Raw genomic sequence first — 12,658 nt, forward strand, 5'->3', positions numbered from 1 at the left:
GAGGTATTACAATGGGATATATATCAGGAAAAGAACTGTTAACACATGCTTACGAGAATCAATATGCTGTTGGGGCATTTAGTGCACATAACGCAGAAACCATCCTTGCTATCTTAGAAGCTGCTGAACAAGAACAAGCACCAATTATGATTCAAGTTGGGCAAAAAGTAATCAACACGATCGGACTTGAACCGATGAAGGCAATGATTGATGTTTTCATGAAAAACATATCTGTTCCAGTCTGTATCCATCTAGATCACAGCAGGGAATATGAACAAACAATGAAAGCCATCCAGCTCGGTTTTCAATCTGTTATGTTTGATGGCTCTGCTCTTTCTTTCGAAGAGAATACGTTCATAACGAGAAAAGTAGTAGACGCTTCACGTGCGCTTGGAATCGGTTCTGAGGGTGAGATCGGTAAGATTGGCGGAACGGAAGATGATATAACGGTTGCTGAAGAAGACGCAATGATTACAGCAACCGAAGAAGCAGTGGAGTTTGTTGAAGCAACGGATGTAGATTATCTTGCTGTCTCAATAGGTACAGCACATGGAATTTATAAGAACCCTCCAAAACTGGCATTTGAAAGATTAAAAGAAATCTCAGCAGCGGTTAACCGTCCTATCGTACTACATGGTGGTTCTGACGTGCCAGATGAGCAAATTACAAAAGCAGTATCGTTAGGTATTGCAAAAATCAATGTGGATACAGAACTTAGACAATCATTCACAAAAGGAATGCAGCAAGTTCTTGAAGAAAATCCTGAAGAATTTCATCTAGCTGTTTCCCTGGGCAGAGGGCGTGAAGTTATGCAGAAAAAAGTTCAGGAGAAAATACGTCTATTCGGAAGTGCAGGAAAAGCGAGTGAATTCACAATGCGCGAAAAGGTCGTAACGTTATAAAATAGGGAGTGATGATTTGTGGCGATCAATACAAAGTATCAAACATACGGACTATGGATTAACGGTGTTTGGAAAGAAAAAACAGAGGTCTTGGAAGTACTCAATAAATATACGCAAAATGTAGAAGCTGCGATTGCGCGCTCTGAAAAAAAGGATGTAGATGAAGCGGTAGAAGGAGCCAAAGAAGCATATAAAGAAACCTTCTCGGCATACGACCGTTATCTTGTGCTCACAAATGCTGCACAATTATTATTGGAGAAAAAAGAAGAGTTCGCAAGAGTGTTAGTCGCTGAAGTAGGTAAGCCGATCCGTGATTCACGAGTAGAAGTAGAACGAGCTGCCCAAACACTTGAAATCTCAGCTGAAGAAGCGAAGCGTATCCACGGTGAAGGGGTACCTGTAGAATCAGCACCAGGTTCTGAAAATCGAATGGCTTTTACACTACGAGTACCAGTTGGTGTTATTGCGGCAATTACACCGTTTAATGTGCCGCTGAACCTCGTTTGTCATAAGATTGGTCCAGCGCTGGCAGCAGGTAATGCGGTCGTGCTAAAGCCAGCTGAAGTTACACCATTGTGTGCCCTTATGTTAGCAGAGGTATTTAAGGAAGCTGGCTTGCCTGATGGCAGGCTCCAAGTCATTACAGGCGATGGTGCAGAAGTAGGCGGATGGCTGCTAGAAAATCAAGACGTTAAGATGTTTACTTTTACCGGAAGTCCAAGAGTAGGTGAAATCATCAGACAAAAGGCAGGACTTCGTAAAGTGTCACTGGAGTTAGGAAATAACTCCGCAACGATCGTTCATAAAGATGCCGATCTTGATAAAGCTGCAGCACTCATTGCAAACAAAAGTTTTAATAATGCAGGTCAAGTATGTATTTCTGTTCAGCGTGTATATGTTCACCAAGATGTTAAAACACCATTTACTCAATTATTAAAAGATAAAACAGAACAGCTGCAATCGGGTGATCCATTGGACGAAACAACCGATATTGGCCCGATGATCCGGCAGGCTGAAGCAGAGCGTGTTGAAGAGTGGGTGAACGAAGCAGTGACTGACGGAGCAACTATTGTAACGGGTGGTAGCCGTAATGGAGCATTTTACGAGCCTACGATACTCTCAGATGTTAAAAGAGAAATGAAAGTTTGCAAACAAGAAGTGTTTGGTCCTGTTGTTGGGATAGACACATATGCTACGATAGACGAAGTGATCGACCAAGTGAATGACTCGGATTATGGATTGCAAGCAGGTCTTTTCACAAATGATCTTGCATTCGCTATGAAAGCGGCGAAAGAGATTGAAGTGGGTGGACTTATCGTAAACGATGCTTCAGCATATCGAGTGGATCACATGCCATACGGTGGCGTAAAGAAGAGCGGGACTGGAAAAGAAGGTCCTCGCTATGCGATTGAAGAGATGACTGAAGAACGAATCATTGTTTTAAATTTGTAGCGAGAAAAAAGTGCTGATCTCTCCGGTCAGCCTTTTTCCGTTGTAGTTAACAGAAAGAAGGGATAAGACATGATAGAGCTGCTGAGCATCATTCTTCCGGTATTTGCGATCTTTGGTATCGGGTTTCTCGGTCAAAAAACGTTAGGTTTCGAAACACAAACACTTTCCAAGATGGCACTTTATCTGATGTCTCCTTTTCTTGTATTTCGAACGTTTTATGAAACTACTTTTACGAAAACGTATGGATATATGCTCATCTATACGCTCATTCTATGTTTTACTTTGATCGGTCTCGTGTACGTGATCAGTTATTTTAAAAGATACAATATGCGGGAAACTTGCGGTGTCATTTTAGCTTCTGCTTTTATGAATAATGGGAACTATGGTACGCCAGTCGCGCTGTTCGCGTTTGGGGCAGCAGGGTTAGATTATGCGGTTGTACTTATGGTTATCCAGCAGTTAGTCATGTGTACAGTAGGAGTCTATTATGCAGCAAAAGGCAGTCCAGAAAACGACGGTATCTCTTCAGCATTAAGAGCAGTGCGACGGATGCCGATTGTATACGGAGCGATAGCGGGTGTAGTCTTTCAACAGTTACACATACCGATTAAAGGTTCTGTGTCAGAAGCTCTAGATCTTGTGGCGAACTCTGCGATACCGACCATCATGATCATACTCGGTATGCAACTCGCGAAGATATCATTACGCCACGTACAAGTGGAGAAGTTAACGTATTCGCTGCTACTAAAATTAGCGGTGTCACCTCTGATCGCATTTTGTATCACCTTGATTCTTCCTGTAGATGATATGCTTGCAGCAATTATGATTCTTATGGCTGCGATGCCTTCAGCAGCAAACACGACGATGTATGCGTTACAGTTTGGAACAGAGCCTGATTTCGTATCGAGTGCAACCTTAGTAAGTACACTTTTTTCACTGATCACGCTGCCCATATTACTTGCAGTATTAATGTAAAAAAAACTCACAAAAATAGTGAGTTTTTTTGTTTATATGTTATTGATTATCTAACCACTTGATCATCTCATCAGCAATCAAATCCTGCTGTGATCTAGCAGAAATGTCTGCTTGATTATCACCTTTTTGCTCTCCATACATTCCGAATTGAGCATGATTTCCACCTTTAATCTCAAATAGAACAGTCTCACGTGACAACAAACTTTTCGTTTCCTCAATCTTATCCTTAGTCGTTAGTCCATCTTTTTCTGCGTAAATAGATAGAATGGGAGTGTCTTTGTTTGAAAAGTCATCCCCATTTGCAGGATAAGAGGCGAGCAGAATAACACCTTCTATTACGTCGGGATTTTCATTTGCAAATGCAGCTGCGCTTACTCCACCTAAGGAGTGCCCGCCAATAAACCATTTCTTAATGGATGGTTTACGTTTGATCCATTCTTCTGCTTTATTTGCTTCTAGCATGGCGAGATTTAGGTTGAATTTCGGAATTCCAACGGTGTACCCAGCGTCTGATAATCGTTTCCCGAGATAACCATATGCTTCTGGTTCAACTTTTGCACCCGGATAAATGATAATCCCAACCTCTTTATTCGTACCACTGGGTTTGAACGTCACCCAATCGTCTTCATACTCAATGTCTCCAACGCTCCTCAGCAGTTCTTTAGTAGGTGCATACGTCTGTTGAGTCCACACAAAAAATCCAATCAAGCAGCATACAAATAGGATTGCGAGAACAAGAAAAGCTCTTTTAATTAGCCGTTTCATATTAAGCACCTTTCAATTGGCGGTCTTGATGGATTTTCGTTGCAACAAGTGTGGTCATCAGAAACAATTCAAATCCGTTTGTAACTGCGGCACTTTCTACTGGAATAGGCACTGCGCTTCCTACTGTCATCACCACTGAACCAATCAGCATCCACTTCCAGCCCGTTTTTTTCCAAAGAATTGCTCCCGCCGTGATCAAAGCAATAGAAACGAACAGGACCATGAGAGGAGGCCCTGATGAAGGTTCTGCAGAAACATAGCGAAGCAAACCATGTTCTCTTTCTGGAACAATCTTTATCCCATATGTTTCAGTGATGATTTCCATAATGACAAGGGCAATCGTGTAGAGAAGAGCTCCTATGTATACAATTTTTCGCTTAGCGAATTCAATTCCAGCTCTGTTTAAAACACTCCATGAAAATAGAACGAGGGTAGGAGTGAAGAACGCATGAAACCAAAATCGTAAATAGCTCAAGTTTTCTAAAAGTGGTCCTTCACCTAAGAATTTTCCTATGGCGATTAATCCGTTATCATAAACAAGTCCGAACACTACCAGAAAGAGTAGGGAAGAAGCATCCCATATGTTACCGAAGTTTATGCACATGATAAGTAAAACGAGGTAAGCCGCTGTATAGATAAAATATAATACTGTATCCATGAAATTCCCCCTTAGGTTTATACTCATAACAATTACCTTATCCATACAAGGCAAAACGTTATGAGTATATCATAGTCTGAAATGAGGAATAGCATCAATTACTTCACGCATTGTTCATTTATTTGAAGTGGTACGTGCCTCTTTTTTCCATAGTGGCATCCCTCTTTTTTGCAGCAACTTATACAGTGTGATGTAGGTGAACGGAAATAAGAAGGATAGTAAGGTGAAGAAGATAAATCGCCATGTAAGAATGCGAGCTAATAATTCATTCATTTCAAACATTTACCTTAGACCTCCTGCTGAGTTAATAGACGTATGGATGTGTGTGTTTATCTTCACTTGGCTAAAGTGATTTTTACCCGTTTCCCAGTTATCTTTTAGTTTTAACCATTCTTTATGATGATGTTTTTCCATGTATACACCAAGGCCAAGAACGTCCGTTTTATACTGTTTTTGCAATTTCGTAATAACTCGCTCCGTTTTCTTAGCAATCTGTTTCTCTACCTCTTTTTTTACATGATCTGATGAAATGGTACGTGTATCCATCTTTTTATTGACTTCTTGAATTTCTCCTTCCACGCTGACTGTAATCTTGAAGGTAAGCTGTCCGTTTGCTGTAGGAACGAGTTTGATCTTGCTTTTTGATTTATCAATCTTATAGATGTATAGATCGTCATCTAATTCGAAATAAAGCATACCGTTTTGGAATTCACCGTTCAATAAGTTCATCGCTTCTGTATCCTTTTCATTTAGAACATGCGTTAATCTGCTCGATCCTCCTTTTATGATGGCTGCTCCGCCAAGTTTGATTTCTTCTGTATTCTTATAATTCAGCATTGGCAGGACGAATGAACGATGTGCTAACAGGTCTTCCTGTAGATCTCCTAACCGCTTAATACTCGCAGTACGGGAATGATTTTGTACATTAGCGGACAGCGTATCGATATAGAGTGACGGTAATTTTTCGTTATTCTCAACGTTAAGATACTGTTTTGTATCACCTTTCGTAATAAAGACACGTACACTGCGTCTAATATCTTCATGTCTGACAAAAAAATCTAACAAACGCTCCATTCTTTGCGGCTGTTTGGCAACCTTATCCGAAACCAAAATAATTTGGTTGTGAGCAAAATATAACTCTTTGTTCGAATATTGAGCAATTCTTGATATTTGTTCGGATATATCATGGCCTTTTTCCTCAAAGTTTTGATATGCTTTTTCATTCGTTATTTCAGGTTTTAGTGATCTTGGTACAGCAACTTGAAAAGTTCCGTTCATCAATGGCTGACTCGAATCATCCCCCGATTTTTTCGCATCGATTCCGACACCAATCACAAAAGCCTTTTTCTCGATCTCTCGTGCTCCGCAACCTTGTAACAAATTAATAAAAAGTAGGATTGATAGGATATAACAAAGTTTCTTCATGATTTCACACCTCTGATCTTAGCGATAACATAAAGAGGAATCGGCACGATTGCAATTAAGGCTAAGCTGACTCGTCCGATAAATGTTCCCATCGCTTCCATACCTTCCATGCCTATCGGAACCATAGAGATGAAAAAAATGATAGGAGATAGGATAACGATAAGTGTCTCTTTCTTTGCTTTTTTAAAAAGAGATTCTAAGACGATGAGTGAAGAATCAATAGACATCGATGTAGTATTAAAGATCGTCATGATCCAAATCGTAAAGTAGACTGATTCGAATCTTTCAAAAAAACCTCCAGGAAGCTCAATTTCCTTCCCTAACTCGATCGTTGGGTTTTCCAAAAAATCAGTCCCGAGATTAGAAAAGACAGCTACACATGAAACAAAGACCATGGTGTAGATGATTATGGAGATAAATACACCTTTCACCGCAGCAAAGGATGCTTTATCAGGTTCATTTACGAGGTAAGAATAGCTTAAGATAATTGAGATGCCTGTGAACGAAAAGAATATATTAATCATGCCTGATCCATAGCCTGGCAGGTCTGTTGTGAACAATGGATAAAAATTATCGAAATGCATGATTCGAATATTTAAAACAACTAATAATAAGGACACGATTAATACGACAGGTAAGAACATGGAGTTTATACGAATGAGTGCTGTACGAGATCCGAAAAGCGCATATAATGTAACAAGCAGAAAGAGCAGACTAAGACTATCAGAGCTCGTGTTGGGTAACAGATATTTTTTAGTTATTTCTGCGATTGCTCGTATTTCATAGGCTGCCAATAAAGCAAAAAATGCACCATAAATGATGATCAAAGGAAAGGCGATCGGCTTTGGGATGATCGCTAGCAATATTTCATAGATGCCTTTGCCTGGATACATTCGGATGAACTGCCCCATGATCCATACGATACCTAGTACGATTCCTCCCATTAATAGAATACTGATCACACCGTCGATGCCGTTTGTAACGGTCGTGATATAGCGAGGCAGATTAAAGATACCTACACCAATTACCATGGAAGCTACTGCGTACATTAATTCTTTAGCATTGATGGAACGATCGGTGTATTTGACTTTACTCACAGTTTATTCCTCTTTCTCTGAACGGACTTCATCTACAGGATCTAAGAAAACAGGTCTCTTTTTTGTAAAAGAGATAGGCAAACGTACGAATAGTTCTTTCCAGTCGTTGATAAAGATAGGAGCAAGAGGGGCTGCGTATGGAATACCTAGACTGGTCAGATTTACGATGTGTATAACAAGTACGATAAAAGCGAGTGAGATTCCATAGAGTCCCATCATGCCTGCAGCAAAAATAAAACAGAACAATAGAATTCTATACGTTACACCCATGCTATAGACCGGTAATGTAAAAGAAGCAATTGCTGTGATTGCGATTACGATGACCATTACTGTACTAACGATCCCAGCTTGAACAGCAGCTTCTCCAATCACGATTCCTCCCACGATACCAATCGTTTGTCCGATGGGTTTCGGAAGACGCAATCCTGCTTCGCGTAGAAGTTCCATCGTGATGGCCATCATCAGAGCTTCAACAAATGCTGGAAAAGGAACACCTTCACGCGAAGCTGCTATTGAAAAAGCGAGACGTGACGGAATCAAGCCTTGATGAAAGGAAACTAGGGCTATATAAAAGGATGGAAGAAAGAGTGAGATGAAAACAGCGAATGCACGCAGCATGCGCAACAGTGAGCCGATGTGCCATCTTTCATAATAATCTTCAGGTGACTGAACCGTATCCAGAATTGAAACGGGTGCGATCAGTACGTTTGCTGTCTGATCAGGAATAATCGCTAATCTTCCTTGCAATAGTGAGAGCGCAACTTTATCAGGACGCTCCGTGCTAATAAATTGCGGAAAGGGAGACATAAAGTTGTCTTCTATCGATTGTTCGATAATGCCAGAATCGATAGTTGCATCAATGCTTATATGTTGTAAACGATGTCTTGCTTCATCTACGATTGCAGGATTGATTACATCGCCAATATATAACAAAGCTACTTTTTTCTTTCCTCGTTCACCGATCACGAAACTTTCTATCTTCAAGTTTTGATCTGTGATTTGTCTACGGATCATCGCAATATTGACACCGATTTCTTCTGTAAAACTTACTTTAGGACCACGAATAAGAGATTCAGTTTGTGGTTCCTCGATAGCACGAACTTTCCCCCCATACGTATCCACACTAAACCCTTCGTTTATGGAATCCATTAGGATAACGGTTTTTCCATTTAAAAGATGGTATATCACATCATTCATTTTTGATACTTTATCAGTTTGAGCCGTGAGATAGATATCCGAGTACATTTGCTCAAACAATGATGTATCCACAGGTGGCGCGTATTTTATATATTTGATTGATTTTAAGATGTTCTGCAGCTTTTCTGAATCAACTAAATCTGCCATATAAAGAATGGTTAATGGTTCACTCCTGATTTCGAACTTTAACATTTTTAAATCAGGTGTTGGACCGAGCGTAGTTTGAATCAGTTCTAGATTGCTAGAAAGACTGTTACTTAAGAATGGGGAGTGGTCTATATGTGAATTTCCTTCTTTTTTCAATGCAACAGACCTCCCTCGTTTTTTACTAGGTATGTCCATTGAATGAGGTGTTTATTCCTTTAACAGGAGAGAAGTAAAAATATACAGGGACTTGTAAACGAAAAAAAGAAGCCCATATGCTTGAATGGAACTTCTCTTTTCGTATATATTGTTGCTCTAGAAAGTAGTTGATCTCCGTTTCAGATGCTCGCTTTCCGCGGGGCGTGCGGTGAGCCACCTCGGTGCCTTGCGCCATTAGGTGTCTCACCTCTCACCTGACACTCAATGAACTTGTCAATGATGTTTTTAAAACACGTCAAAAGCAACGATCATTTAGAACTGAGCTTCCTATATGACATACAAGATGCCTTAAGAATAGATTAGTGGTCTTTAACTATTTCTAAATTTACATAAAAACAAAGAACAACTATGATAAATGCATATCCATTTATTTGGAAGTAGCTAGTTGATAGAAAGGGAAATCATTCATGGATGTTGATCTAAATATATTATTGCAAGAAATTAAAATCTGTCGTCAAGAAATGTATGATCTAAAACCAAGTTCCAATGATTTTTCAAATGCTGATCTCGTCAAACAGAGTCAGAAGCTGGACAAACTGATCTATCTATATCAAAAAAGAATAATGGAGAATCCATCTGTAAAATAAAAGATCAAAACTACTTATCTAAAAGATACTTTACTTTTTCCTTAAATTCTTTTGCTTCTTCAGACAAACCTTTTGTTAAAGGATACAATGTCCAAAAGTCTTGATAGATTAAATCAGGCTGCTTGAACGGGATGATAGATAAGTTGCCGTTCTTAACATCCGTATTGTTTTTGAAGGTGAAGTTAAAAACAAAAGAAAAAGCATGTCCATCCAAGATTGCAGAACGCATGACTTCAATATTATTGGATGAGAATAAGATTTGTTCGTTCTTTACGTACTTATCGTTGAATGTTATACCTCCTTTAGAATTATAAATCACCAGTTTTTCATCGCTCAACTCATCTGGCGTAAGAAAATCTTTGTAGTACAACGAAGATTTCTTGCCTGCACAAACGCACACGTGTCCTGTATACAACAATTCATAGTCCACTCCTTTTTCATGCTGAAGGTTGGATACTTCATAATCTGTAAAAGGACTTAGACCAATATCAATATGTCCGTTCTTCATTTCCTCTAATATATGATCTTGATCGATTTCTCGAATCATCACGTTCGTTTCAGGAAACTGCTCATGAAATAACAAAAAGGCATCGTACACGATATACATCAGGGCAGGTGCACATCCCACCTTTAATACATGTGTTTTGGCATGTTGTTTATCGGCTAACTCTTCATGAAGCTCTTGCATTTTTTTAAGAATTTCGTATGCTTTGGATACGATAAATTTCCCATCAGTAGTAGGAATAGTACCTTGTCTAGATCGAGTGAAAATAGTAACACCAAACTCTCTTTCGAGTTGAGTGATCGATTGTGATATCGCTGAAGGAGATAGGTGAAGTTTGTCTGCCGCCTTCGTAATCGAACTTTCTTTGGCCACTTCTACAATATATTTCATTTGCTCTAAGTTCATCGTTATCTCCTTTATTTAAGCTATGTTTAACTAAGTTAATTTTATTTAATTTTAACTTAAAATTGATTGAATGAAAACCGTTTCTGACAGGAACAGTCCCTCTCAGCATAAGTTTTGTAGAATAAAAAGAGTGCTAGATAACTTAAAGAGTAAAATATTTATTCCGATGAGTAAAATAATGTTTTAAACAATCTCATTCGGGTATCCAAAGAGTGTTGTCCATATCTTGCCAAAATAAATGAAACAGCATGTAATTCAATAGAAAGGGTAGATGCATTATGAACCTTTCAAAAGGTGAATTGAATGGACACACTTTTTTAGCAAAACTCATTACTCAATATGCCCATATTCATAAGAAAACAATTGGTTCTGCTGCGGAACAATATATCGAGCAGCTCGGTCTTCGTACCGGAGAATGGATAGAGGGATTTTATGAGAATCCACCGGACTGGACAGTCGATCGATACGTTCATGTCATCATTGATTTAAAAAATTCAATCGGCGGGCATTTTGAGATTGTCAGTGTAAAGCCTGACCATGTAATAGTTCGTGCAAAAGAGTGTCCTTTCGGGGAATTTGTTAAGGATGCACCGCACTTATGCAAAATGACATCCAGTATACTTGGAGGAATAGCAGCACGAAAATTTGGTTATGGAAAAGTTTCGCTGCGTCAAAGAATCGCTCTAGGAAGTCCAACTTGTGAAGTAGCCATATACTTTCAGCCTGATGAGCGAGAACAAGGAGATATCTATCAAGATCTTCCAGTCACACCGGAAAACGGTGATCCTTTTTCTTGGGAAGAAGAGACCATCAGTATGCTTAATAATGAGCTGAAAAAATGTGATGAGATGGTAGAGTCACTTCTTCAAGAGTTAGAGGAATTAAAACGTGGCAACTCCTAAAAACGATTAAAACAGACCCTGAATCAGAGTCTGTTCTTTTTGTTGGTTGTATTTGTTCTATCCAATTTTCCATATCCAAAGTCAGCCAATGCTTGAAGAAGATTTCCTTTTAACGTGATTTCATCAAAATCTAGATTCAAGCTCACAGATGTTTGGGCGATCTCAGGGCTTAAACCTGTTAGAGTGGTTTTGACTCCTAAAAGTTTCAGTGTTGAGACAAGTTGAAAAAGGCGGTGAGCAACCATCGTATCAATATAACTTACACCAGATAAATCAATTACTAAGGAAGTGATTTCATGATCTAAGCACTGTTGCAGTGTAGCTTCGAGTAAAAGCTTTGCACGGTTCGTATCAATATCACCAACGACGGGCAGGACGGCAACACCAGGAAAAAGAGGCACAACAGGAACAGACAGTTCTTGAAGAGATAGATGGAACTGTTCACTCATCTCTCTGTAATTCTTCACATATGACTTACTGAATGCTTGTACCGCGTAATCAATCATTGGATTGATCGTCATTGAAATATGCAATACGGAATCCAAAGACATCGATTGCAGTGAACCTTCTTCTTTTATAAAATCCCATATCACTTCCCGATAGAAAGAAGTACTCTCAAGTGTTGTATCAAGCGGCTGGCCAGAGTGAACAGCGAGCATGCCGATATTCTCTCCCCATTCGAAAATCGTTTTCTTTGAATCCGAAACTTTTCCAGACACAGCATCACCGATTAAACGAATGAACATAATAGATTGTTGAAGTTCCTCGTACTCATTCATAGGAGCATTTTGCTGAAGTGAAACATATGCATTACTATTTTGTATGTTAGTTATGATCTTCTCTGCAATTTGAGGAGCATTTTCAGCAATTCGTGTTCCGATTTCAATCTGATCTTGTTTCTGCTTCAAGTGAAGATCCATTTTTAACTCCTAATTATTTAAGACGTTAAATTTATTTTAACAAAAATAATTAACGCATGTTTGAATTTACTGAAAAATTTTTAAAACTATGAAATGTTTAAGGTGAAGTGAAGTTGAGGTCATAAAAAAAACAGGCCTCTTTTGCAAGAGTCCTGTTTATCTATTGGGTTATTATGCTTTACGTACGTTAGTAGCTTGAGGTCCACGTTGTCCTTGTTCAACTTCGAACGTTACGTCTTGACCTTCGTCTAAAGATTTGAAACCGTCAGCTTGGATAGCTGAGAAGTGTACGAATACATCGTCTCCACCTTCGCGCTCGATGAATCCGAAACCTTTTTCTGCGTTAAACCATTTAACCTTACCTTGTTCCATTTTTGTTGCCTCCTGTCGTGCCAATCCGCACAATAATACTATCTCTGCTCAAAAATATCAAGATAATAGGTTACCTGTACAATCGAACAAAAATAATTCTTATTTATCGTAACATTTTACTAACCAATAAACA

At 39.1% G+C, this 12,658-nt stretch carries 14 protein-coding genes; 5 read left to right on the forward strand and 9 right to left on the reverse strand.

The genetic code is table 11. The features are described 5' to 3' along the window. The first annotated feature begins 11 nt into the window (after positions 1-11). From FS458_RS03805 to FS458_RS03815, 3 genes are all read left to right on the forward strand, one after another. Positions 12-902: a class II fructose-bisphosphate aldolase gene (locus FS458_RS03805; RefSeq protein WP_144697982.1), complete on the forward strand. Its 891-nt coding sequence runs from the start codon at positions 12-14 to the stop codon at positions 900-902. An 18-nt stretch (positions 903-920) separates the two neighbouring features. Next, positions 921-2,354, forward strand: coding sequence for an aldehyde dehydrogenase family protein (locus FS458_RS03810; protein ID WP_144697984.1), 1,434 nt, complete (start codon positions 921-923; stop codon positions 2,352-2,354). A 72-nt stretch (positions 2,355-2,426) separates the two neighbouring features. Beyond that, entirely contained in the window at positions 2,427-3,329 is a 903-nt protein-coding gene (locus FS458_RS03815) for an AEC family transporter (RefSeq protein ID WP_144703264.1), read from the forward strand. A gap of 39 nt (positions 3,330-3,368) precedes the next feature. Here FS458_RS03815 and FS458_RS03820 read toward each other — a convergent pair whose 3' ends face one another. From FS458_RS03820 to FS458_RS03840, 6 genes are all read right to left on the reverse strand, one after another. Next, the gene (locus tag FS458_RS03820) at positions 3,369-4,094 is read right to left on the reverse strand and encodes an alpha/beta hydrolase (protein ID WP_144697986.1); all 726 of its coding nucleotides are present in this window, start codon (positions 4,092-4,094) and stop codon (positions 3,369-3,371) included. A gap of 1 nt (position 4,095) precedes the next feature. Then, positions 4,096-4,752 (reverse strand): hypothetical protein, encoded by a 657-nt coding sequence (locus tag FS458_RS03825; RefSeq protein WP_144697988.1) that lies wholly within the window; start codon positions 4,750-4,752, stop codon positions 4,096-4,098. Between the two features lie 114 nt (positions 4,753-4,866). Further along, the gene (locus FS458_RS20550; protein ID WP_186320435.1) at positions 4,867-5,034 is read right to left on the reverse strand and encodes a hypothetical protein; all 168 of its coding nucleotides are present in this window, start codon (positions 5,032-5,034) and stop codon (positions 4,867-4,869) included. Then, the gene (locus FS458_RS03830; protein WP_144697990.1) at positions 5,035-6,177 is read right to left on the reverse strand and encodes a Ger(x)C family spore germination protein; all 1,143 of its coding nucleotides are present in this window, start codon (positions 6,175-6,177) and stop codon (positions 5,035-5,037) included. Beyond that, complete coding sequence (locus FS458_RS03835; protein WP_144697992.1) at positions 6,174-7,274, reverse strand: GerAB/ArcD/ProY family transporter; 1,101 nt, start codon at positions 7,272-7,274, stop codon at positions 6,174-6,176. Before FS458_RS03835 ends, FS458_RS03830 begins: the two co-directional genes overlap by 4 nt. Before the next feature lie 3 nt (positions 7,275-7,277). Next, a complete protein-coding gene (locus tag FS458_RS03840) occupies positions 7,278-8,774 on the reverse strand; it encodes a spore germination protein (RefSeq protein ID WP_231607347.1) in 1,497 nt (498 codons plus the stop codon). Between the two features lie 467 nt (positions 8,775-9,241). Between FS458_RS03840 and FS458_RS03845 the strand changes: the two genes are divergently transcribed. Further along, positions 9,242-9,421, forward strand: a complete 180-nt coding sequence (locus tag FS458_RS03845; protein ID WP_144697997.1) for an aspartyl-phosphate phosphatase Spo0E family protein — start codon at positions 9,242-9,244, stop codon at positions 9,419-9,421. 10 nt (positions 9,422-9,431) lie between these two features. On the opposite strand, the gene FS458_RS03850 is transcribed toward FS458_RS03845, so the two are convergent. Further along, positions 9,432-10,331 carry a LysR family transcriptional regulator gene (locus tag FS458_RS03850; protein ID WP_144697999.1) on the reverse strand — a complete coding sequence of 300 codons (900 nt, stop codon included), beginning with the start codon at positions 10,329-10,331 and terminating at the stop codon, positions 9,432-9,434. Positions 10,332-10,609: 278 nt separating this feature from the next. Here FS458_RS03850 and FS458_RS03855 point away from each other — a divergent pair, with 278 nt between their 5' ends. Then, on the forward strand, positions 10,610-11,233 hold the full coding sequence (locus tag FS458_RS03855; RefSeq protein ID WP_144698001.1) for a methanogen output domain 1-containing protein: 624 nt from the start codon (positions 10,610-10,612) through the stop codon (positions 11,231-11,233). A 23-nt stretch (positions 11,234-11,256) separates the two neighbouring features. Here the strand turns inward: FS458_RS03855 and FS458_RS03860 are convergent, their stop codons facing one another. Both FS458_RS03860 and FS458_RS03865 read right to left on the reverse strand, forming a co-directional pair. Continuing rightward, complete coding sequence (locus FS458_RS03860; protein ID WP_144698003.1) at positions 11,257-12,153, reverse strand: STAS domain-containing protein; 897 nt, start codon at positions 12,151-12,153, stop codon at positions 11,257-11,259. Between the two features lie 171 nt (positions 12,154-12,324). Further along, positions 12,325-12,525 (reverse strand): cold-shock protein, encoded by a 201-nt coding sequence (locus FS458_RS03865; protein WP_066397748.1) that lies wholly within the window; start codon positions 12,523-12,525, stop codon positions 12,325-12,327. Positions 12,526-12,658: the final 133 nt, after the last annotated feature.

It is taken from the genome of Fictibacillus phosphorivorans (assembly GCF_007673525.1).
GTDB classification, from domain to species: domain Bacteria; phylum Bacillota; class Bacilli; order Bacillales; family Fictibacillaceae; genus Fictibacillus; species Fictibacillus phosphorivorans_C.

Excerpts from the sequence above, each read along its gene's own strand:
- FS458_RS03845 (WP_144697997.1), top strand. The coding sequence starts at position 9,242 with ATGGATGTTGATCTAAATATATTATTGCAAGAAATTAAAATCTGTCGT.
- FS458_RS03825 (WP_144697988.1), bottom strand. The coding sequence starts at position 4,752 with ATGGATACAGTATTATATTTTATCTATACAGCGGCTTACCTCGTTTTA.
- FS458_RS20550 (WP_186320435.1), bottom strand. The coding sequence starts at position 5,034 with ATGTTTGAAATGAATGAATTATTAGCTCGCATTCTTACATGGCGATTT.
- FS458_RS03860 (WP_144698003.1), bottom strand. The coding sequence starts at position 12,153 with ATGGATCTTCACTTGAAGCAGAAACAAGATCAGATTGAAATCGGAACA.
- FS458_RS03850 (WP_144697999.1), bottom strand. The coding sequence starts at position 10,331 with ATGAACTTAGAGCAAATGAAATATATTGTAGAAGTGGCCAAAGAAAGT.
- FS458_RS03855 (WP_144698001.1), top strand. The coding sequence starts at position 10,610 with ATGAACCTTTCAAAAGGTGAATTGAATGGACACACTTTTTTAGCAAAA.
- FS458_RS03805 (WP_144697982.1), top strand. The coding sequence starts at position 12 with ATGGGATATATATCAGGAAAAGAACTGTTAACACATGCTTACGAGAAT.
- FS458_RS03830 (WP_144697990.1), bottom strand. The coding sequence starts at position 6,177 with ATGAAGAAACTTTGTTATATCCTATCAATCCTACTTTTTATTAATTTG.
- FS458_RS03865 (WP_066397748.1), bottom strand. The coding sequence starts at position 12,525 with ATGGAACAAGGTAAGGTTAAATGGTTTAACGCAGAAAAAGGTTTCGGA.
- FS458_RS03820 (WP_144697986.1), bottom strand. The coding sequence starts at position 4,094 with ATGAAACGGCTAATTAAAAGAGCTTTTCTTGTTCTCGCAATCCTATTT.